The organism is Pandoraea pulmonicola (assembly GCF_000815105.2).
In the GTDB taxonomy this organism is placed as follows: Bacteria; Pseudomonadota; Gammaproteobacteria; order Burkholderiales; family Burkholderiaceae; genus Pandoraea; species Pandoraea pulmonicola.
The window spans coordinates 5,079,229-5,099,986 of record NZ_CP010310.2 but is presented as its reverse complement, the minus strand read 5'-3'; the positions used below and the strand labels follow the sequence as shown (position 1 = coordinate 5,099,986).

Genomic DNA, 20,758 nt, shown 5'->3' with positions numbered 1-20,758 from the left:
TCGCGGTGTTTTCCGATGAAGCGGGGGTGAGGCATATGGATATTTTCAGCCACTACACGACACGTTTCGAAGCACGCAGGGAAGAGGAATACAGCATCCAGGAATATCTGGAGATATGTAAGAAGGACTCGACGGCCTACGCAACGGCGGCCGAACGCATGCTGCGCGCCATCGGTGAGCCCGAGCTCATCGACACGCACCACGACCCGCGACTCTCGCGGTTGTTCTCGAACAAGATCATCAAGATCTATCCGGCGTTCCGCGACTTCTACGGCATGGAAGACACGATCGAGCAGATCGTCTCGTTCTTCAAGCACGCCGCGCAGGGTCTCGAGGAACGCAAGCAGATCCTTTATCTGCTCGGGCCTCCGGGCGGCGGCAAGTCGTCGCTGGCCGAGAAGCTCAAGGCGCTGATGGAGGACGTGCCCATCTATTGCCTGAAGGGATCGCCGGTGCACGAGTCGCCTCTGGGTCTGTTCTCGCCCGAGGAAGACGGCAAGATTCTGGAAGAGGACTTCGGCATTCCGGTGCGGTATCTGAATACGATTCCGTCGCCGTGGGCCACCAAGCGTCTGAACGAGTTCAACGGCGACATCACCAAGTTCCGTGTGGTGAAGGTGCGTCCGTCGGTGCTCCAGCAGATTGCGATCGCGAAGACCGAGCCGGGCGACGAAAACAATCAGGACATCTCGTCGCTCGTGGGCAAGGTCGACATTCGCAAGCTCGAGGAGTATCCGCAGGACGATCCGGACGCCTACTCCTATTCCGGCGGTCTGTGCCTGGCCAACCGCGGCCTGCTCGAATTCGTCGAAATGTTCAAGGCGCCGATCAAGGTGCTGCACCCGTTGCTGACCGCCACGCAGGAGGGCAACTACAAGGGGACGGAAGGGTTCGGCGCGATCCCGTTCGACGGCATCGTGCTTGCGCACTCGAACGAGGCGGAATGGCAGAGCTTCAAGGGCAACCGCAACAACGAGGCCTTCCTCGATCGTATCTACATCGTGAAGGTGCCGTACTGCCTGCGCGTGACCGACGAGGTGAAGATCTACGAGAAGCTGGTGAAGAACAGCTCGCTCGCCAACGCGCCGCGTGCGCCGAACGTGCTGAAGATGCTCGCCCAGTTCGCCGTGCTAACGCGTCTGAAAGAACCCGAGAATTCCAACATCTTCTCCAAGGTCCGTGTCTATGACGGTGAGAACCTCAAGGACATCGACCCGAAGGCCAAGTCGTATCAGGAGTATCGCGACTACGCCGGCGTGGATGAAGGGATGACCGGCATGTCCACGCGCTTCGCCTTCAAGGTGCTCTCGAAGGTCTTCAACTTCGACAACACCGAAGTGGCGGCCAACCCGGTGCACATGCTCTACGTACTCGAGCAGCAGATCGAGCGAGAGCAGTATCCGGGCGAAGTGGAGAAGCGCTATCTCGCCTACATCAAGGAGTATCTGACCGCGCCGTTCGTCGAGTTCATCGGCAAGGAAATTCAGACCGCGTACCTGGAGTCGTACTCCGAGTACGGCCAGAACATCTTCGACCGCTATGTGAATTTCGCGGATCTCTGGATTCAGGATCAGGAGTATCGCGATCCGAATACCGGCGAGATTCTCGATCGCACGGCGCTCAACGATGAGCTGGAGAAGGTCGAGAAGCCGGCCGGCATCACGAACCCGAAGGATTTCCGCAACGAGATCGTCAACTTCGTCCTGCGCGCCCGCGCCAACAACGCGGGCAAGAATCCGCTCTGGACCAGTTACGAGAAGCTGCGGGCCGTTATCGAAAAGCGCATGTTCTCGACGACGGAAGATCTGCTGCCGGTGATCTCCTTCAACGCGAAGTCTTCCAAGGAGGATCAGGAAAAGCACGCCAACTTCGTCAACCGGATGGTGGAAAAAGGCTATACCCCGAAGCAGGTCCGCCTGCTCGTGGAATGGTATCTGCGCGTGCGCAAATCCTCGTAATCCCTCGGGGCCACTATGTCAGCAATCATCGACAGACGGCAAAACGGCAAGAACAAAAGCGCCATCAACCAGCAGCGTTTCATCAAACGCTACCGCGAGCAGATTCGTCGCGCGGTCGCGAAGGCGGTGGGCGGGCGCAAGATTACCGATATCGATGGCAGCGGACAGGTCTCGATCCCGGTCAAGGATATTTCGGAGCCGTTGTTCCACCACGGGCCCGGCGGGCGGCGGGAGATGGTTCATCCCGGCAACCGCGAGTTCGTGGTGGGCGACAACTTCGAGCGTCCGCAATCGGGCGCGGGTGGCGGCGGTGGCCGCGCCAGCGACTCGGGGGAGGGCGAGGACGATTTTGTCTTCAACCTCTCCCGCGAGGAATTCCTGAAGTTCTTCTTCGAGGACATGGCCCTGCCGGACCTCGCGAAACGTCGGCTCGCACAGATCCCGGAGTTTCGCAAAGTCCGCGCGGGCTACTCCATCGACGGCACGCCGTCGAACCTGAACGTCATTCGCACGATGCGCAGCTCGCTGGGGAGGCGCATCGCGCTCACCGCGCCTTATCGCAAGCAGTTGCGCGAACTGGAGGCCGAATACGCCGACGTCGTCTCGCGCGAGGGCGACACCTCGCCACGCGCGCTGGTGCTCGCGCACGAGATCACGCATCTGCGTACCCGCGTCGAAGCGATTCCCTACATCGAGAAGCTCGACCTGCGCTACTCGAACCGGATCATGCAGCCGCGCCCTCAGGCACAGGCCGTCATGTTCTGTCTGATGGACGTCTCCGGATCGATGGACCAGAGCCGGAAGGATCTCGCCAAGCGATTCTTCATGCTGCTCTACCTGTTCCTGCGGCACAACTACGAGCGTATCGACCTCGTGCTCATTCGTCACCATACGACCGCGAAGGAAGTCAACGAAGACGACTTCTTCTACGCACGCGAGTCGGGCGGTACGGTGGTATCGAGCGCGCTCAAGCTGATGGCGGAAGTCATCGCCGACCGCTACTCGCCGAGCGACTGGAATATCTACGGCGCGCAGGTGTCCGATGGCGACAACTGGGACGGCGATTCACCCATCTGCCGCGATCTGCTACTCCAGACGATCATGCCGGCCGTGCAGTACTTCGCGTACGTGGAGGTCGCCAGCGCCGAGCCCCAGAATCTGTGGAACGAATATCTGTCGGTCAAGCAGCAGTGCCCGAATTTCGCGATGCAACGCATCATGGAAGCGGCTGAAATCTACCCGGTGCTGCACGATCTGTTCAAGAAGAAGGCGGCCTGACCGTTGGTTGGCGTCGGCCGCGCCGCAGACCGCATCGCAACGAGGACGCATCATGGCGTACATATCCACCGGATCGGAATGGACGTTCGAGCTGATTCAGCGCTATGAGCACGAGATCGCGCGCATCGCGGCGGACTTCAAGCTCGACACGTATCCCAATCAGATCGAGATCATCACCGCCGAGCAGATGCTCGACGCCTACGCCACCGTGGGCCTGCCCATCGGCTACCACCACTGGTCGTACGGCAAGCACTTCCTGTCGTCCGAGCGCGGCTACAAGCGCGGGCAGATGGGGCTCGCCTATGAGATCGTCATCAACTCGAACCCCTGCATCGCGTATCTGATGGAGGAGAACAGCATGACCATGCAGGCGCTCACCATCGCGCACGCCAGCTACGGTCACAACTCGTTCTTCAAAGGCAATTACCTGTTCCGCACGTGGACGAGCGCCGACGCCATCGTCGATTACCTGCTCTTCGCGCGCAACTACATCACCGAGTGCGAGCAACGCTACGGCGAGCAGGCCGTGGAACTGCTGCTCGACTCCTGCCACGCGCTCATGAACTACGGGGTGGACCGCTACAAGCGGCCCAAGCGCCTGTCGCTCGCCCAGGAGCAGGCGCGCCAGAAGGAGCGCGAGAACTATCTGCAGATGCAGATCAACGACCTCTGGCGCACGCTGCCCAACCACGTGCTGCACGATGACGACGAAGAGGACGGTCTCGATCCGACCGAATCCGAGGAGCCGGCGTTTCCGGGCGAGCCGCAGGAAAACCTGCTGTACTTCTTCGAGAAGAATGCGCCGAAGCTCGCGCCATGGCAGCGCGAAATCCTGCGCATCGTGCGCAAGCTCGCGCAGTATTTCTATCCGCAGCGTCAGACGAAGGTGATGAACGAGGGCTGGGCCACGTTCTGGCACTACACGATCCTCCAGCAGCTCTACAAGGAGAAACTCGTCAACGACGCCTTCATGATGGAGTTCCTGCACGCGCATACGAACGTGGTCTATCAGCCGTCGTTCGACAGCCCGTACTACAGCGGCATGAATCCGTATGCGCTCGGCTTCGCGATGTTCCAGGACATCCGCCGCATGTGCGAGGCGCCGACCGACGAGGACCGCCGCTGGGCGCCCGACATCGCGGGCGGCGACTGGCTGAAGACGCTCGACTTCGCCATGCGCAACTTCAAGGACGAGAGCTTCATCCAGCAGTTCCTCTCGCCGAAGGTCATTCGCGATCTGAAGCTGTTCTCCGTGCTCGACGACGATCGCGACAGCCGCCTGCGGGTGACCGCCATCCACAACGACTCGGGTTACCGCGAGATTCGCGAGATGCTGGCGCAGCAAAACAACCTGAGTCAGCTCGAACCGAACATCCAGGTCGCGCACGTCGACCTGCACGGCGATCGTTCGCTTACGCTGCGCCATGTGCAAAGCGATCGCAAGCCGCTCGACGACAGCTGCGAAGAAGTCCTCAAGCACGTGGCCCGTCTCTGGGGATTCACGGTGCGCCTGGAGACGGTCTACGAAGACGGCCGCAGCGAGATGACGCACGAGACCAAGGTCGAGAAGCGGCGGCGCTATGCCTTGAGCACGTGATGAAGATTCCGTTCGTCGCCCTCGATCACGTCGTGCTGCGCACCAACGACGTGGCCCGGCTGCGGCACTTTTACGTGGACGTGCTCGGCTGTACGCTCGAGAAAGTGCAGGCCGAGCTCGGGCTGGTACAACTGCGCGCGGGCGACGCGCTGATCGACCTCGTCGACGTGGACGGCATGATCGGCCGTCAGGGCGGCGTGGCGCCGGGCGCCGAGGGCCGTAACATGGATCACTTCTGCCTGCGCGTCGAACCGTTCGATGACGAGGCGATCCGGCGCGGATTGGCGTCGCACGGGGTAACGCTGGGGGAGGTGGTGCTGCGCTACGGCGCACACGGGGAAGGGCCGTCCTGCTATCTCAACGATCCGGACGGCAATACCGTCGAACTCAAAGGGCCGCCCATCGAGCCTCGCCGTTAGATCCGCGGGGCGTGAGTGTCTGATCACGACGTGGGTGTCGTGCCGTCGCCCCACCGGCCTTCAGGCGGCCATCTGTCCGCCACCCAGCACGCTCTGATCTCTGCCCTTGTGCTTGGCCTGATAGAGCGCCTGATCGGCGTGCTCGAGCATCGAGCTGATGATCAGCGGCTCGCCCGGTTCCCAGGAGGCAATCCCCACGCTGATCGTGATGAACTCACCGTCGTCCCGCGCTTTCGCCGGCAACAGATCGGTGCTCGCGCGCTTGACCGACTCGCGGATACGGTCGGCCACACGCAGCGCCGCATGCTGATCGATCTCCGGCAACACCACCGCGAACTCTTCGCCGCCGAGCCGCACGGCAAAGTCGCTCGGCAGGCGGATGCAGTGCTGAATCGTGTTGGCGATGCGCTGCAGGACGGCGTCGCCGAACGGATGCCCGTAGCGGTCGTTTACCTGCTTGAAATAGTCGATGTCGATGAGCAGCACCGACAGGGGAATCGAACGCTGCTGCACGCGCTCGGCCACGAGTCGGATGCGATTGTCGAAATAGCGACGGTTGTAGATATGCGTGAGCGGATCGATGAAGACCTTCTCCACCAAGTCCGTATTGGTGAGCGCGAGCGATTGATACTGGCGGGTGATCTCCCACACCAGCGCGAGAGTGGCGACACCCGGCGACGCCAGGGCGAGCAGCCGCGCGGCGTACCACTGGTAGGAGGATTCGCTCGGCGCCGTCAGGGAGAGCAGCAACTGGCACAGCGAGATCGTCACGACGACCCATACGAGCAGGAAGAGTTTGTGCGAGAGACGCGTGACGGCGGCAACGCGCCACCACAGCGCGGCGTACGCCAGGAACAGTGCGCCGATGGCGAGCGTTTCGATGTCGACGCCGCCGGCGAGATGCGGCGTGACCAGAGTGCGACCGGCGCCGACGAGCGAGAGCGACACCGTCACCCAGACAATCAGCACGGTCGCCCCGTAGCGGGCCGCCTCGGAGTAGCCGGGGCGCGTGTGCGGATCGCTGCGCGTGCGGGCATAGCTGCGCACGCTCAGCATGACGTACGCGGCGAAACTGGCCTCGGCCACCAACGCCAGCCAGAACGGCGCGCGCGTGACATGTGTCGCAATGCCGGCGAGTTGATTGGCGAGCAGCACGCCTTCGGTGAACATGAAGAGGCCGCGCAGCAGGAACGCACAACCGAACTGGGCGAAATAACGCTTGCCGTTGTACAGATACTGGACGCCGAGCAGGCACGCCGTCGAAAGATTGAGGATGCCGCCGGCCGATACAAGGAAGAAGGTCAGCAGCGGATTGACGGCGCCCTCGAATGCGCGCGTGAGAAAGCCCGCGAGGGTGAGTGCGGCACACGCGATCAATATCACGGTCGCCGCAACACGGTTGCCCTGCTCGGTACGGCTGATGGTACTTTTCATAGTTGTTATTCGCCAATCAACGCCTTCGTGCGTACGCACGATCGCCTTGCACCGTTCAATCACAGCGCCCGCACAACGGGTCGCAAGGTCATGGCCTTGCGTTGCCGTCGCGTTTCCCCGATTTTGCGCTAAATGATTGAAAACTAAGATAAACCTCGGAGAATACACGAGTTTTATCGCGTTCGCACCCGTTTCCGGACGACGCATCCCATTATCCGTTCGACCATGTAAACATGCGCGTCGTGAGGGACTTCAAACGTCCGTTACAGACGGGGAGGCGGGAAGGGAGAAATAAAATGTTGCGGCACGCTGGACCGCTGTGCGGAACATCAAAATCGCCGATTTCGGGACACACACATGTCGTTCCTCGCGACGCCAGCAATGACGGGCGATTACAACGCGTGCAATTAATTTGTACTGCTATATACATCGGGAATATGCCCTGTATTTGCGTGCAATTTCGATGGATTCTTCACTAAAAGCGCTGCATGGGTTGGCATCGACGCACTATCTGTAATAAAATAAAAAAAGCTAATCGCTGCGATTGGCCCATAGAAACACAGAATTCAAGCGTTGCCGGTGTTCCTCGTTGCGCCGGCGATGCGTTCCATCAAGCAATGAGTTCGTGCAGTAAAACTTTCGCGCGCTTTCAATAAGCGTGCACCGAGAGGCCCAGGCGCCCATGGCGTCGAAAGCTTGTCTCTCATGTCGCACTCCGCGACGCCTGGTTCGTCACCGTTGTCTATCACAGACCTTCGGAGCGAACACTTCACAATTCGCAAGGCAGCTAACAGTTGTCATGCTTGTTTGACCGCGTTGTCACGCGGGGCGATTGCTATTGCCTCACGCCAGCGCTGCCAACCCATTCAAAGGGAGCATGAACGTGGCGAAGCAGTATCGCATTCTCTATCTGGCCGGCTTCGGACTGCTCGGCGTCGCCGCCGCGGTCACCGGTCTGGTGTATTGGCTGGGCGTGGACGCGCTCGTCAAATACCGGGGCGACCTGGTTTATTACACCCAGCAGCATCTCAAGCTCGTGGCGATATCGATGACGCTGGCCATCGCCGTCGGCATACCGGCGGGTGTGGCGATCTCGCGGCCGATGTTCGAAAAACATGCCGAGCGTGCCGTGCAGATTTTCAACATCGGCAATACGTTGCCGTCGCTCGCCGTGCTGGCGCTGTCGATGGCCGTGCTGGGCATTGGCGACCGACCGGCCATTCTGGCGTTGTGGCTCGCATCGCTGCTGCCGATCGTGCGCAACTCGTACGAAGGCTTGCGCCAGGTGCCTGCCGCGCTGCGCGAATCGGCGCGCGGCATGGGCATGACGCCGGCACAGATTCTGTTTCGCGTCGACCTGCCCAACGCCATGCCGGTGATCGTCGGCGGCATTCGCACCGCGCTCGCGATCAACGTCGGCACTGCGCCGCTCGCGTTCCTCATCGGCGCGGACAGTCTGGGACAACTGATCTTCCCGGGCATCTACCTCAACGATCAGACGAAGTTGCTGCTCGGCGCTGGCGGGACGGCACTCCTCGCACTCGTGCTCGACGGCATCCTCGCCTTCGCGAGCGGCCTCTGGTTCGCACGCCATGGCGCGGCGACGCGTTGAGACAACGGAGAACTCCACATATGCAAGCTTCACTTTCCCGTGCGCTGACCGGCCGCGTGTCTCGCTGGATGCGAGCACTCGGCGTGGCGTGTCTCGCGCTTGGCGTGATGGCGACGAGCGCCACCGCGCAGGCCGCAACGCTCACCATCGGCGGCAAGAATTTCACCGAGCAGCTGATTCTCTCCGAGATGACCGCGCAGTACCTGCGCAGCAAGGGATACGACGTCGAACTGAAGAACGGTCTGGGCAGCGTGGTCATGCGCCAGGGCATGGAGAGCCGCCAACTCGACATCGTCTGGGAGTACACCGGCACTTCGCTCATCGTCTACAACAAGGTCACCGAGAAGCTCGACCCTCGGCAGACGTATGAGCGAGTGAAGGAACTCGACGGCAAGATCGGTCTCGTCTGGCTCGATCCGTCGACGCTCAACAACACGTATGCGTTCGCCGTCCCCGGCAAGATCGCCCGCGAGGAAGGGCTGGAGACCGTATCGCAACTGGTGGAGAAGTTCCGCGCGAATCCGAAGATGCAGTTCGCCTTCGACATGGAGTTCGTTGGCCGCTCCGACGGCCTCGAGCCGATGGAGGCGCTCTACGACTTTCACCTCGAGCGTCGCAACATCAAGCAGATGGATCCGGGACTCGTCTACACGGCGCTGCGCAACGAGCAGATCGACGCCGGTCTTGTCTACACGAGCGACGGCCGCAACAAGGGTTTCGATCTGAAGGTGCTGGCCGACGACAAGGGCTTCTTCCCTGCGTATGCCGCCACGCCGGTGGTGCGCAAGGAAGTGCTCGACGCCAACCCGAAACTCGCCGACGAACTCAACGCGCTCGCCGCGAAGATCAACGACGAAAACATGCGCGACATGAACGCCCAGGTGGATATCGATCACCGCAGCGTGTCGCGCGTGGCCGGCGAGTTCCTCAAGCAGGTTGGGCTGGCGCAGTGACGGCGCCTGTGCACCGATGCATCGATTCCCCCTTGTTGCTGATTGACTGAGGAGTCCCATGATTGAATTTCTGACTCATAACTGGCATCGCGTCCTGACCCTGACGGGCCAGCATGCGTGGCTGGTTACCGCTTCGGTCGGGGCGGCCATCGTGGTCGGCGTGCCGTTGGGCGTGCTGGTCACGCGTTTTCGCTGGCTGTCGGGCGTGGTGCTCGGCCTGGCCACCGTCGTGCTCACCATTCCATCGATCGCGCTGTTCGGTCTGATGATCCCGGCGCTGTCCGTGTATGGCATGGGCATCGGCCCGGCGCCGGCGGTCGCCGCTGTGTTTCTGTACTCGTTGCTGCCGATCATGCGCAACACGTCTCTCGCGTTGCGGCAGATCGATCCGAGCATCCGCGAGGCGGGCATTGGCATCGGCATGACGTTCTGGCAGCGTCTGCGCCTCGTCGAATTGCCACTGGCCGTGCCCGTGGTGCTGGGCGGCGTGCGCACGGCCGTCGTGATGAATGTTGGCGTGATGGCCATCGGCGCCATCGTCGGGGCGGGCGGTCTCGGGGTGTTGATCACCCGGGGGATCAGCCAGAGCGATACCCGGCAGCTTGTCGTGGGTGCGGTGATGGTGAGTCTGCTCGCCATCGTTGCCGACACCCTGTTGCACCGCCTGCAGCGCGTGCTGACACCGAAAGGAATCCGAACCGTATGATTACACTCGACAATCTCACCAAAAGCTTCGTCCAGAAGGACGGTACGCCCGTGACCGCCGTGAACTCGGTGAGCCTCGAGGTGCCGCCGGGCGAAATCTGCGTCTTCCTCGGGCCGTCGGGCTGCGGCAAGACGACCACGCTCAAGATGATCAACCGGCTCATCAAGCCGACCTCCGGGCGCATTCTCCTGAACGGCGAAGACACCGGCAAGATCAACGAGATCGAACTGCGCCGCCATATCGGCTACGTGATCCAGCAGATCGGTCTGTTCCCGAACATGACCATCGAAGAGAACATCACGGTCGTGCCGCGTCTGCTGGGCTGGGACAAGAAGCGCTGCCGCGAACGCGCGACCGAACTGATGGGCATGGTGGCGCTCGATCCGAAGCGCTATCTGTCGCGTTATCCGCGCGAGTTGTCGGGCGGTCAGCAGCAGCGTATCGGAGTGATCCGCGCGCTGGCGGCCGACCCGCCCGTGCTGCTGATGGACGAGCCGTTCGGCGCGGTCGACCCGATCAACCGCGAATCGATCCAGAACGAGTTTCTGCAGATGCAGCGTCAGCTCGGCAAGACCGTCATCATGGTCAGCCACGATATCGACGAGGCGATCAAGCTCGCGGACCGTATCGCGATCTTCCGGCAGGGGCGTCTGGTGCAGTACGCGCAGCCGGACGCGCTGCTTGCCCGTCCGGTCGACGAGTTCGTTGCCAGCTTCGTGGGACATGACCGAATTCTCAAGCGGCTGCTGCTCGTGCGCGCCGAAGATGCGGCCACGCCGCAACCGACCGTCAAACCGCAGACCACGCTCGCCGAGGCTTACGGCATGATGGACGAGCTCGACACGCGTTCGCTGGTGGTTGTGGACGAAAACGCCCGTGCGCTCGGTTACATTGCACGGCGCGATACGCGTCACGCACAAGGCACGTGCGGCGAGCGGGTGCGCGACTTCAAGGCGTCCGCGGTGGCGAACGACAATCTGCGCGTGCTGCTCTCGCGCATGTACGAGCACAATCTGGCGTCGCTGCCGGTGCTGGGCGACGACAATCAGTACCTCGGCGAGGTGACGCAGGATTCCATCGCCGATTACCTGAGCTCGGGCAAGTCGCGCGGCAGCGGCAGCAGCGGCGGCACGATCATCGCGCCGTCGCTGCAAGGCTCGCCCAGTGTCGTGGCCAGCGTGCCGTTCGGGGCGTCGGCGTAAGTTCCCGGACGGATGGGGCACCTCGGGGGCGCCGGCGACTTTCGGCAGCACCCGTGGCGGCACGGCTGCATATGCGCAGTCGCACGAAGGCGCGCCGGTCGGTACGTCGTTGACGTCCGGGCCGACGCGGCAGGGAATGACGGCCTCATGCGCCGTCATTTTTGCATTCACCGTCCTCGCCGCGCGGCGGGGGCGAACCATGGCAAGGAGTGGCTGGATGACGTGGGAAGCGATATCGGCGTGGTTCGAAAGTGCGCCGAGGGCACGAATGGCCGCAGCGTCGGCGATACTGGTTCTGGCCGCGCTGCTGGTACAGGCGGTGGCACGGTTTCTGATCGTGCGCGTGGTCCGCATCGTCGTGCAGCGAACGGCGAACCGTTGGGATGACGCCTTGCTCGCACATCGCGTGTTCCATCGTGCCGCGCGCGTGCTGCCGTATCTCGTGATCCAGTTCGGCATCGGGCTCGTGCCGGATCTGCCGCCGAAGGCGGTGCTGGTGATCGCCAACGTTGCCCTGGCGACGACGTTGCTCTACGCCACGCTGGCCGTTGCCGGCATTCTCGATGCGGCGCAAACGGTCTACGCGGAGTCCGAGCATGCGCGTACCCGATCGATCAAGGGCTACGTGCAGTTGGGCAAGATCGCGCTGTATGTGGTGGCGGCCATCGCCATCGTGGCCACGATCATCGACCGCTCTCCGTGGTTGCTGCTCTCGGGATTGGGGGCGATGTCGGCAGTGCTGCTGCTGGTATTCAAGGACACGATCATGTCGTTCGTCGCGAGCGTCCAACTGACGTCGAACGACATGCTGCGCGTAGGGGACTGGATCGAGATGCCGCAGGTCGGCGCGGATGGGGACGTGGTCGACATCGCGTTGCACACGGTGAAGGTGCAGAACTGGGACAAGACGATCACGACGATTCCGACGTGGCGGATGATCTCCGAGAGCTTCCGCAACTGGCGCGGTATGCAGCAGTCGGGCGGGCGGCGCATCAAGCGCACGCTGTGCATCGACGCGGGCAGCGTCGGATTCCTCGACGAACGGGAGATCGCGCGTCTGTCGAAGCTGCACTTGCTTGCGCCGTATCTGAGCGAGAAGCAACGCGCGCTTGCGGACGCGAATGCGGCGCTCGGCGTCGCGGCCGGGGTGGTGGCGAATACGCGACGCCTGACGAACATCGGGACGTTCCGCGCCTATGCGCTGGCTTACCTGAAGGCGCATCCGAACATTCACGAAGGCATGACGTGCATGGTCCGCTCGCTGGCGCCGTCGGCAACCGGCATTCCGGTGGAGCTGTACTGCTTCACGAACACGACCGTGTGGGCGGAATACGAGCGTGTGCAGGGCGATGTTTTCGACCATCTGCTTGCGATCCTGCCGGAGTTCGGCTTGCGTATGTACCAGAATCCGGCAGGTGCCGATCTGCTGCAGTGGCAGGCGCAACGCGCGGCGTGATCTTCGAGGGCACGCCGTTGCCGTGCTGACGGGTCCGAAAATGGATTCGGACAATCGGAAACGTACTTCAGGAAGAATCCGGAATTCTTTTGCTTCCGTTTACTTTGGTGCTTCGCGCTGCGACGATGTTCCTCAATCCACGCAAGAGGGAACGGGGCTACCAACTGGAGCGAAAGATGGACGAAAGAGATGCGTTAGGTCGGCCGGTGGATATCGTCAGTGCAATGCCGCTGGAATTTCCGGACATGGGCAGTGAAGAAGAACTGCAGCTGTGGCAGTTTCCCAACGACTTCGACGAAAAGGAGTGGGAATGGTGAAGCGGAGTGAAGTCTGGGTCGTCTCGCTTCCGGAAATGCATAGTGATCGGGTCGTTAACGACTCGCGAGGTTGAAAAGGGCTCCCGCAGGAGCCCTGTCATCGATGCGTCCAAAGTCTTTCGGGACGTGCTGCGGCTCACCGCTTACGCAGCCGATTCGTCCAGCGTCGGATAGTCGACGTAGCCGCGCGCATCGCCGCCGTAGAGCGTGTCGCGATCCAGTGAATTGTACGGGCCGCCGCGCTTGAGGCGTTCCACCAGATCCGGATTGGCGATGAACGGTTTGCCGAACGCGATCAGATCCGCGAGGTTTTCCTTGCGCGCCTTGATCGCGAGCGCGAGGTCGTAGCCATTGTTGGCCATGTACGTGCCTTTGAAGATTCGATGCAGCTTCTGCAGATCGAAGCCGTTCTCCACTTCACGCGGCCCGCCCGTCGCGCCTTCGACCACGTGCAGATACACGAGGCCGAACCGGTTCAGTTGCTCGACGGCGTACGTGAATACCGGTTCAGGATGGCTGTCACCGCAATCGTTGGCCGGGCTCACCGGCGAGAGGCGAATGCCCACCCGATCCGCGCCCCACACGTCAACCACCGCCTGCGTGACTTCCAGCGTCAGGCGCACGCGGTTTTCGATGCTGCCGCCGTATTGATCGGTCCGGTGGTTCGTCTTGTCGCGCATGAACTGGTCGAGCAGATAGCCGTTGGCGGCGTGAATCTCCACGCCGTCGAAGCCCGCCCGCTTCGCGCATTCGGCCGCATGACGATACTGTTCGATGATGCCCGGGATCTCGGATGTCTCCAGCGCGCGCGGCGTCGGATGCGGCTCGAAGCCGTGCTCGGTGAATGCCTTGCCTGCTGGCTGAATCGCCGACGGGGCGACCGGCAGCGCGCCGCCGGGCTGGAGTGACGGGTGCGAGATGCGTCCCACGTGCCAGAGCTGGCAGAAGATCTTGCCGCCCTTGGCGTGCAGGGCGTCGGTGACCTGCTTCCAGCCGGCGACTTGCGCGTCGGTGTAGATGCCCGGCGTGAAGGCGTAACCCTTGCCTTGCTGCGAAATGTTGGTGGCTTCGCTGATGATGAGACCGGCCGATGCGCGCTGTGCGTAGTACTCGGCGACCATCGGGCCGGGCACGTCACCGACGCCGGCGCGGCTGCGCGTGAGCGGCGCCATCACGATGCGATTGCTCAGTTCGAGCGGGCCGAGCCGGTACGGCGAAAACAGATCCGTATCCAGTGCGGAAAAAGAGGTTTGTTGCGAGTCCGTCATTGCTGAAGGTCCTGTGAAATTGGCGAATGCTGTGTTGCACAAAACCAGCATAGGTTACGGCAATCCCGCTAGCCTTGCTGGCGGCGCCAACGCCCGGCGCCAACCGACGAGGCAGCCGACGAAGGGCGCTGTCCCGCCTGCACCGGCGGTCAACCGCGCACTTCGTTCGTCATCGCTCAGGCGTTGGCCGGAACGGCGTTGGTCGGCACGCGACGCGCAATGCGCAGCACCATGAACGCACCGACGATGCACACGCCGCCGGAGAGCATCGAGGCCATCGTGTAGTTGCCGAGCGTGGCGCGCAGCGAGCCGGCGACAAGGGCAGCCGTGGCCGCGCCGAGCTGGTGACCGGCGACGATCCAGCCGAACACGATCGGCGCCATCGTCTTGCCGAACACGTCGGTCGTCAGACGCACCGTCGGCGGTACCGTGGCGATCCAGTCGAGGCCATAGAACAGTGCGAAGAGCGGCAGGCCGAAGAAGTCGAACCCGAAAGCGTAGGGCAGGTAGATCAACGACAGGCCACGCAAACCGTAGTACCAGAACAGCAGCACGCGGCTGTTGTAGCGGTCCGAGAGCCAGCCCGAGAGCGTGGTGCCCACGAGGTCGAGCATGCCCATGGCGGCGAGAATGCCGGCGCCCTTCACTTCGGAGATGCCGTAGTCGCCGCACATGGCGATGAAGTGCGTGCCGATGTAACCGTTGGTGCTGGCGCCGCAGATGAAGAAGCTGAAGAAGAGCAGCCAGAAGTCGCGCTTGCCGGCTGCCATGCGCAGCACCGAGAGTGCGTGAGCGAGCGGGTTGCCCTGGGCGAGCGGCACGTCGGGGGCATCCTCCGGCGCGCCGACCGGACGCAGCCCGACGGAGCCTGGCCGCTCGGGTACGAGAAGCGCGACGAGCGGCAGCGCGATCGCCGCGACCAGCGCCACGATCAGCACCACCGGACGCCAGCCGTACCGCTCGGTGATCGCCGCCATCATTGGCAGGAAGACCATCTGACCGGTGGCGGAACTCGCCGTGAGAATGCCCATTGCGAGGCCGCGATGCGTGTGGAACCAGCGATTGGCCACCGTTGCCGCGAGCGTGACCGCGGCAACACCGGTGCCACCGCCGACCATCACGCCCCAGATCAGTACCATCTGCCAGGGAGCGACCATCAGCGACGACAACGCCGTGCCGGAAGCGAGCAGCAGCAGCGCCACCATGACCGTCGGGCGGATGCCGAAACGTTGCATCGCGGCGGCGGCGAAGGGCCCCGTCAGGCCATAGAGCGCCAGGTTCACCGAGATGGCGAGCGAGATCGTGGCACGGCTCCAGCCGAAGTCGTGCTCGAGCGGCACCATCATCACGCTCGGCGTCGCGCGGATGCCCGCCGACGCGAGCAGGACGAGGAAAATCACGCCGACCACGATCCACCCATAGTGGAAGCGGCCGTCAATGCGCCTTGCGAGAGCTGCCTTCATGCGGAAATCCTGGCATCGGGCTGGCCTGGGAGCCAGCCTCGGGACGTTTGTCGGGACCGGACTGTCTACAGCAACGGTGGGGTTGTGACAGATCGGTAACATGAGGTTGCCATGTTATGAACCGATCGGTAACATGTCAAGCATTCCTTGGCGGCGGCAGGGGCTTTGTCCGGCGCCGCCAGTTTCAGATTTCGGGAGCATCAGAGCATGGCCAAATCGACAACGTCCGCGACGGCGACGGACGCGCCTCCGAAGCCGCGGAAGCCGCGGAAGCCACGGAAGTCGAACGGAACCGCAAAAATCGCGAAGGGCGGGCAGGGGCCGATGACGACAGAATCGACAAAGCCGGCGAAGTCGGTGCCAGCGGGATCGGGCGAGCCGGCTGCCGGGACGGCGCGCCGTCGCAGCGCAGCCGCGCGCGCGGGCAAGACCGGACGCCACGTGACCCCCGCACCGGTCGCGCAACAGTACCTGCTCAATGCCGCGGTGGAGTTGTTCCACACGGAAGGCGTGCGCACCGTTGGCGTGGATGCCGTCGTCAAGCGCGCGGGCGTGAACAAGATGTGCCTGTATCGGCAGTTCGCGTCGAAGGACGAACTGATTCTCGCGTATCTCGACCATATGCAGACGTCGAGCCTCGCGCGTATCGACGAGAGCATTGCGAAGCGCGTCGGCGATCCGCGCGCGCAGATGCTGCAGATTTTCGTGGATCTCGCGGAACGCGCGAGCAAGCCCGGCTATCGCGGCTGCCCGTTCGTGAATGTGGCGGCCGAGTTTCCGGACCCCGGGCATCCCGCGCGCAGGGCGGTGGTGAGCTACAAGGCGGAAGTGGTGCAGCGCTTTACGACGCTCGCGACGGCAGCCGGACTGAAGAACCCCGCGCCGCTGGTCGATGCGCTGTCGTTGATTCTTGACGGTGGTTATGCCGCGAGCCAGACCTTCGGGCCGGGCTCGCCGCCGCTGCGGATCATGCCGGCGGTCGTGCGTCAGATCATCGACGCGGGACTCGCCGGCAAACTCAGCGCGTGACCGACCGCCACGAAGGACATCGCTTCATCAAGCCGCCAGGCGCTGACGGGCCACGGCGGCGGAGGTGACGGCGCGCTGCGGCGCATCGACTTGCGAATGCTCCGTCGCCATGCGGAATGCCGCAACCGCTTGATCCAGCAGGTGCGCCTGATCTTCCATCGATGCCGCGGCAGCAGCGGCCTGTTCGACGAGGGCGGCGTTCTGCTGGGTGACCTCGTCCATTTGCGTGATCGCGCGGCCGACTTGCTCGATGCCGCGACTCTGTTCTTCGGACGCGGCGGATATCTCGCCCATGATGTCGGTTACGCGCCGCACCGCCTGCACGACGTCGTGCATCGTCTGTCCCGCCTGGGCGACGAGCACCGAACCGTCCTGCACACGCCCGTTCGATGCCTCGATCAATTCCTTGATTTCCTTGGCCGCCGCCGCGCTGCGTTGCGCGAGCGTGCGGACTTCGCCGGCGACCACCGCGAACCCGCGTCCCTGCTCGCCCGCTCGCGCGGCTTCCACGGCGGCGTTCAGGGCGAGGATGTTCGTCTGGAAGGCGATGCCGTCGATGACGGCGATGATGTCGACGACCTTGCTCGAGCTGTGCGAAATGCCTTCCATCGTGGCGACGACCTGATCCACGACCTGGCCGCCACGCACCGCGATGGCCGAAGCATTCTCCGCGAGCTGACTTGCCTGGCGCGCGTTGTCGGCGTTCTGACGCACGGTCGAGGTGAGCTCTTCCATCGATGACGCCGTCTCCTCGAGCGCCGCCGCCTGCTGCTCGGTGCGGGAGGACAGATCGGTATTGCCTTCGGCGATTTCGCGCGCCGCCAGCGTAATCGCGCTGGTGCCGCCGCGGATGCGTCCGATCATCTGCTGGAGATTGGCCTGCATGCGCTGCATCGCGAAAAGCAGGCTGCCGCTGTCGCCGGCGCGTAGACGCACCTGGGTGAGCAGATCGCCGTCGGCAATGCGCGTGGCGATGTCGGCGGCGTATTCGGGCTCGCCGCCGAGACTCTGCTGGACGTTGCGGATGATGAGCAGCATCACGCCGGAGACGGCCAGACCGATCACGGTCAGCATCGCACCCCAACGAAGCAGCGCTCCGACGAACGCCGCGTTGATATCGTCGACATAGACGCCCGTCGTGAGATACCAGTCCCAAGGCGAATACGCCCCCACGCGGCTGATTTTCTCGACGGGCTTGTCCGAGCCGGGTTTGGGCCAGAGGTAGGTGACGAACGGATCGTCGGTGCGCGCCGCCGCGACGATGTCCGAAAACATGAGCTTGCCCGACGGATCGCGGAACTGGCTCATGTCCTTGCCTTCGAGCTTGGGATTGACCGAGTTCAGGACAATCACGCGCTGCGAGTTCAAGATACCGAAATAATTGTCGCCGTCGTAGCGAATCGCGCCGATGTGCTCACGCGCCAGCTTTTGCGCCTCGGGCACGCTGATCTCGCCGCGCTCGGCGCGTCCGGCATAGTACTTCGCCAGGCTCAGGCCGGATTCGACCACGTGCGTGAGACCGGCGCGGCGTTCGGCGAGCATGGTGTCGCGCTGCGCCCACGCGCCCCAGACCGCCATGGCCAGCAAGCTCACCCACATCAACGCGACCGCGGCCCACAACTTCGCTTTCAAACTCAATCGTTGCATTCCTTCGTCTTCCCCACTGATTCCGCACAGGCGTTGCCGTTACGGCGGTCGCAGTGGCGAGAGGTCACGGCCTCCCGCCCATGCGGTCCGGTTATCGATCGGTTGCCGGCACCGCTGATAAGGACACCGACTGAACGTGTGCTAACGGCAGTCCTGGCGGGGACTTGAGCGATTGGCGGTCGGGAATGTGGATGCGCGGGGCACTCGGCACCCCGGAAGCGCCCGGAGGACGGGCGAATTCACGGGAGCGACGCCGAAATGGCAGAAATTGTGGAGATTGCGTGGGAGGGGCACAGAGCGTGCGGCGTGGTGCGACCAAGCGCCTGCGCCGGCGCGACGGGACAGGGCGCCGCGCTTCGCGATTCACCGCTGCGGATCAGCCGTGAATCACCACCAGCAAACCACGCGCGACGGACTTCCCGACATTGCGAATGGCATGGGCGCGATCGGCGGGATAGCGCGCCGTCTCGCCCGGTTTGGCGCGGCGTGCGAAGTGCTCGACTTCGACGTCGACCTGACCGTCGAATACCGTGAAATGCTCCCGCGTGCCCGGGTCGTGAGGCTCGGAGACCAGCGCGGCGCCTGGCTGCAGCGTCAGTTCGTACCACTCGTACTTCCCGGCCAGCTCCATCGGACCGAGGATTTTCAGCGTGTAGGCGTGTTCGGCGCCCGCGAGCGTCGGCGTCTCGTGCTTGCCGATCACACGCACCGGTTCGGGGTCGCCCGCCGGCGCGCCCAGCAGTTGATCGAGCCGCACGCCCAGCGCGTTGGCCAGACGCCACGCAACCGCAATGGTGGGGTTGGCCTTGTCGCGCTCGATCTGCGAGAGCATCGACTTGGAGACGCCGGAGGCGCGCGAGAGCGTCTCGAGCGTCATGCCGCGCTCCTTGCGCAACTGCTGAATCATGTCGCCCACGGGCGGTGGGGTGACCGGGGACATCGCGGGCGTGACGGTGGGGCTTGCCATATGGATATCCTGGATATTAGAATTTTTCAATATATTGAAATAAGTTCAATATAAGGTATAGTTTTCGATAAGGTGAATGGCTGCATGGTAGCAGAGCGTGTGCGCAGACCCGCAGATCCATCCCCCCTCATATCACCACCCGCTTTCGATATCTGCCGGCGCACCGATGCCGGCCATTGACCCGGTGGCGTCGCACAATGGCGACGCCGCACGCACTCAGGAGATGCGCACGATGACCGTTCTCGCCTCGGAAGCCCGCGAGGGCTTCTACCGCCAACTGACTGAACGACTGGAAGACACGCGCCGCCAAGGCCTTTTCAAGCAGGAACGCGTGCTCATGTCGCGGCAGGGGCCGGAGGTCATGTGCGACGACGGGCAAACGCGCATCAACCTGTGCGCCAACAACTATCTGGGACTGTCGGGTAGCGAGTCGCTCGTCAAGGCGGGTCAAAAGGCGCTGGAGGACTTCGGCTTCGGGCTGTCGTCGGTGCGCTTCATCTGTGGCACCCAGGGGCCGCACAAGGCGCTCGAAGCGCGTATCGCCGCGTATCTCGGCACGGAAGACGCCATCCTCTACGCAGCGGCATTCGACGCCAACGGCGGCGTCTTCGAACCGCTCTTCGACGAGCAGGACGCCATCATCTCCGACGCGCTGAATCACGCTTCGATCATCGACGGCGTGCGTCTTTGCAAGGCGCAGCGTCTGCGCTACGCCCACAACGACATGGACGACCTCGAGCGTCAGCTGCGGGCCGCGGCCGGGGCGCGTCACCGCATCATCGTCACGGACGGCGTGTTCTCGATGGATGGCACGATCGCCCAGCTCGATCGCATCGTGGCGCTGGCCGAGCAGTACGGTGCGCTGATCATGATCGACGAGTGTCACGCCACCGGCTTCATGGGACCGACGGGGCGCGGTACACACGAGCATCATGGCGTGCTCGGCAAGATCGACATCATCACGGGCACGCTGGGCAAGGCGCTCGGCGGCGCGATGGGAGGTTTCACGGCCGGGCGCCGCGAGGTGATCGAGACGCTGCGCCAGCGCTCGCGGCCGTACCTCTTTTCGAACAGCCTTGCGCCGGCCATCGTCGGCACGTCGCTCGCGGTGTTCGATGAACTCGAACACTCGTCGGCACGACGCGAGCAACTGCACGAGAACACAGCGTTCTTCCGCCACGAAGTGGCGGCGCTCGGCTTCACGATCAAGCCGGGCACACATCCGATCGTGCCGGTCATGCTCTTCGACGCCACGCTCGCCCAACGCTTCGCGCAGCGCCTCTACGAACTCGGCGTGATCGCCACGGGCTTCTTCTACCCGGTCGTGCCGCAAGGTCAGGCGCGCGTGCGCGTGCAACTCTCGGCCGCGCATACGCGTGAGCATCTCACCCGTGCGCTGGCGGCGTTCGCCCAGGCCGGCAACGAACTCGGCATTCTCAAGCAAGGTTGAAC

17 protein-coding genes are annotated in these 20,758 nt (G+C 63.3%); 12 read left to right on the top strand and 5 right to left on the bottom strand.

Features of this window, described 5'->3' with window-relative positions:
• The first annotated feature begins 35 nt into the window (after positions 1-35).
• The 4 genes from RO07_RS21925 to RO07_RS21910 are packed head-to-tail and all read left to right on the top strand — an operon-like array spanning position 36 to position 5,252.
• Positions 36-1,958 carry a PrkA family serine protein kinase gene (locus RO07_RS21925; protein ID WP_039405777.1) on the top strand — a complete coding sequence of 641 codons (1,923 nt, stop codon included), beginning with the start codon at positions 36-38 and terminating at the stop codon, positions 1,956-1,958.
• Between the two features lie 15 nt (positions 1,959-1,973).
• Positions 1,974-3,236, top strand: coding sequence for a YeaH/YhbH family protein (locus RO07_RS21920; RefSeq protein ID WP_039405774.1), 1,263 nt, complete (start codon positions 1,974-1,976; stop codon positions 3,234-3,236).
• Positions 3,237-3,288: 52 nt separating this feature from the next.
• Positions 3,289-4,833 carry a SpoVR family protein gene (locus RO07_RS21915; protein ID WP_039413260.1) on the top strand — a complete coding sequence of 515 codons (1,545 nt, stop codon included), beginning with the start codon at positions 3,289-3,291 and terminating at the stop codon, positions 4,831-4,833.
• Positions 4,833-5,252, top strand: a complete 420-nt coding sequence (locus tag RO07_RS21910) for a VOC family protein (RefSeq protein ID WP_039405771.1) — start codon at positions 4,833-4,835, stop codon at positions 5,250-5,252. The genes RO07_RS21915 and RO07_RS21910 overlap by 1 nt, the downstream gene beginning before the upstream one ends.
• A 60-nt stretch (positions 5,253-5,312) precedes the next feature.
• Here RO07_RS21910 and RO07_RS21905 read toward each other — a convergent pair whose 3' ends face one another.
• Entirely contained in the window at positions 5,313-6,686 is a 1,374-nt protein-coding gene (locus RO07_RS21905) for a GGDEF domain-containing protein (protein WP_052266792.1), read from the bottom strand.
• 877 nt (positions 6,687-7,563) lie between these two features.
• Between RO07_RS21905 and RO07_RS21900 the strand changes: the two genes are divergently transcribed.
• The 6 genes from RO07_RS21900 (at position 7,564) to RO07_RS26190 (ending at position 12,932) form a co-directional block, all read left to right on the top strand.
• Complete coding sequence (locus RO07_RS21900) at positions 7,564-8,298, top strand: ABC transporter permease (RefSeq protein ID WP_052266791.1); 735 nt, start codon at positions 7,564-7,566, stop codon at positions 8,296-8,298.
• Positions 8,299-8,318: 20 nt separating this feature from the next.
• The gene (locus RO07_RS21895; protein ID WP_084072749.1) at positions 8,319-9,251 is read left to right on the top strand and encodes a glycine betaine ABC transporter substrate-binding protein; all 933 of its coding nucleotides are present in this window, start codon (positions 8,319-8,321) and stop codon (positions 9,249-9,251) included.
• Positions 9,252-9,309: 58 nt separating this feature from the next.
• A complete protein-coding gene (locus RO07_RS21890; protein ID WP_039405768.1) occupies positions 9,310-9,957 on the top strand; it encodes an ABC transporter permease in 648 nt (215 codons plus the stop codon).
• Complete coding sequence (locus tag RO07_RS21885; RefSeq protein ID WP_039405765.1) at positions 9,954-11,159, top strand: osmoprotectant ABC transporter ATP-binding protein OsmV; 1,206 nt, start codon at positions 9,954-9,956, stop codon at positions 11,157-11,159. The genes RO07_RS21890 and RO07_RS21885 overlap by 4 nt, the downstream gene beginning before the upstream one ends.
• A gap of 217 nt (positions 11,160-11,376) precedes the next feature.
• Positions 11,377-12,615 (top strand): mechanosensitive ion channel family protein, encoded by a 1,239-nt coding sequence (locus tag RO07_RS21880; protein WP_039405762.1) that lies wholly within the window; start codon positions 11,377-11,379, stop codon positions 12,613-12,615.
• 176 nt (positions 12,616-12,791) lie between these two features.
• Entirely contained in the window at positions 12,792-12,932 is a 141-nt protein-coding gene (locus RO07_RS26190) for a hypothetical protein (protein WP_157118223.1), read from the top strand.
• A gap of 143 nt (positions 12,933-13,075) precedes the next feature.
• Here RO07_RS26190 and RO07_RS21870 read toward each other — a convergent pair whose 3' ends face one another.
• Complete coding sequence (locus tag RO07_RS21870; RefSeq protein WP_039405756.1) at positions 13,076-14,200, bottom strand: alkene reductase; 1,125 nt, start codon at positions 14,198-14,200, stop codon at positions 13,076-13,078.
• A 176-nt stretch (positions 14,201-14,376) separates the two neighbouring features.
• On the bottom strand, positions 14,377-15,663 hold the full coding sequence (locus RO07_RS21865) for an MFS transporter (RefSeq protein ID WP_039405754.1): 1,287 nt from the start codon (positions 15,661-15,663) through the stop codon (positions 14,377-14,379).
• 324 nt (positions 15,664-15,987) lie between these two features.
• On the opposite strand from RO07_RS21865, the gene RO07_RS21855 reads away from it, so the two are divergent.
• The gene (locus RO07_RS21855; RefSeq protein ID WP_039413251.1) at positions 15,988-16,692 is read left to right on the top strand and encodes a TetR/AcrR family transcriptional regulator; all 705 of its coding nucleotides are present in this window, start codon (positions 15,988-15,990) and stop codon (positions 16,690-16,692) included.
• A 27-nt stretch (positions 16,693-16,719) separates the two neighbouring features.
• Here the strand turns inward: RO07_RS21855 and RO07_RS21850 are convergent, their stop codons facing one another.
• The gene (locus RO07_RS21850; RefSeq protein ID WP_072637126.1) at positions 16,720-18,339 is read right to left on the bottom strand and encodes a methyl-accepting chemotaxis protein; all 1,620 of its coding nucleotides are present in this window, start codon (positions 18,337-18,339) and stop codon (positions 16,720-16,722) included.
• Between the two features lie 376 nt (positions 18,340-18,715).
• Complete coding sequence (locus tag RO07_RS21845) at positions 18,716-19,306, bottom strand: helix-turn-helix domain-containing protein (RefSeq protein ID WP_039405749.1); 591 nt, start codon at positions 19,304-19,306, stop codon at positions 18,716-18,718.
• A gap of 232 nt (positions 19,307-19,538) precedes the next feature.
• Here RO07_RS21845 and kbl point away from each other — a divergent pair, with 232 nt between their 5' ends.
• Positions 19,539-20,756, top strand: coding sequence for a glycine C-acetyltransferase (kbl, locus tag RO07_RS21840; RefSeq protein WP_039413248.1), 1,218 nt, complete (start codon positions 19,539-19,541; stop codon positions 20,754-20,756).
• Positions 20,757-20,758: the final 2 nt, after the last annotated feature.

What these genes read in the sequence shown, in the direction of transcription:
- RO07_RS21925 (WP_039405777.1), top strand. Translation starts at nt 36, where the DNA reads ATGGATATTTTCAGCCACTACACGACACGTTTCGAAGCACGCAGGGAA.
- RO07_RS21920 (WP_039405774.1), top strand. Translation starts at nt 1,974, where the DNA reads ATGTCAGCAATCATCGACAGACGGCAAAACGGCAAGAACAAAAGCGCC.
- RO07_RS21915 (WP_039413260.1), top strand. Translation starts at nt 3,289, where the DNA reads ATGGCGTACATATCCACCGGATCGGAATGGACGTTCGAGCTGATTCAG.
- RO07_RS21910 (WP_039405771.1), top strand. Translation starts at nt 4,833, where the DNA reads ATGAAGATTCCGTTCGTCGCCCTCGATCACGTCGTGCTGCGCACCAAC.
- RO07_RS21905 (WP_052266792.1), bottom strand. Translation starts at nt 6,686, where the DNA reads ATGAAAAGTACCATCAGCCGTACCGAGCAGGGCAACCGTGTTGCGGCG.
- RO07_RS21900 (WP_052266791.1), top strand. Translation starts at nt 7,564, where the DNA reads ATGAACGTGGCGAAGCAGTATCGCATTCTCTATCTGGCCGGCTTCGGA.
- RO07_RS21895 (WP_084072749.1), top strand. Translation starts at nt 8,319, where the DNA reads ATGCAAGCTTCACTTTCCCGTGCGCTGACCGGCCGCGTGTCTCGCTGG.
- RO07_RS21890 (WP_039405768.1), top strand. Translation starts at nt 9,310, where the DNA reads ATGATTGAATTTCTGACTCATAACTGGCATCGCGTCCTGACCCTGACG.
- RO07_RS21885 (WP_039405765.1), top strand. Translation starts at nt 9,954, where the DNA reads ATGATTACACTCGACAATCTCACCAAAAGCTTCGTCCAGAAGGACGGT.
- RO07_RS21880 (WP_039405762.1), top strand. Translation starts at nt 11,377, where the DNA reads ATGACGTGGGAAGCGATATCGGCGTGGTTCGAAAGTGCGCCGAGGGCA.
- RO07_RS26190 (WP_157118223.1), top strand. Translation starts at nt 12,792, where the DNA reads ATGGACGAAAGAGATGCGTTAGGTCGGCCGGTGGATATCGTCAGTGCA.
- RO07_RS21870 (WP_039405756.1), bottom strand. Translation starts at nt 14,200, where the DNA reads ATGACGGACTCGCAACAAACCTCTTTTTCCGCACTGGATACGGATCTG.
- RO07_RS21865 (WP_039405754.1), bottom strand. Translation starts at nt 15,663, where the DNA reads ATGAAGGCAGCTCTCGCAAGGCGCATTGACGGCCGCTTCCACTATGGG.
- RO07_RS21855 (WP_039413251.1), top strand. Translation starts at nt 15,988, where the DNA reads ATGACGACAGAATCGACAAAGCCGGCGAAGTCGGTGCCAGCGGGATCG.
- RO07_RS21850 (WP_072637126.1), bottom strand. Translation starts at nt 18,339, where the DNA reads ATGCAACGATTGAGTTTGAAAGCGAAGTTGTGGGCCGCGGTCGCGTTG.
- RO07_RS21845 (WP_039405749.1), bottom strand. Translation starts at nt 19,306, where the DNA reads ATGGCAAGCCCCACCGTCACGCCCGCGATGTCCCCGGTCACCCCACCG.
- kbl (WP_039413248.1), top strand. Translation starts at nt 19,539, where the DNA reads ATGACCGTTCTCGCCTCGGAAGCCCGCGAGGGCTTCTACCGCCAACTG.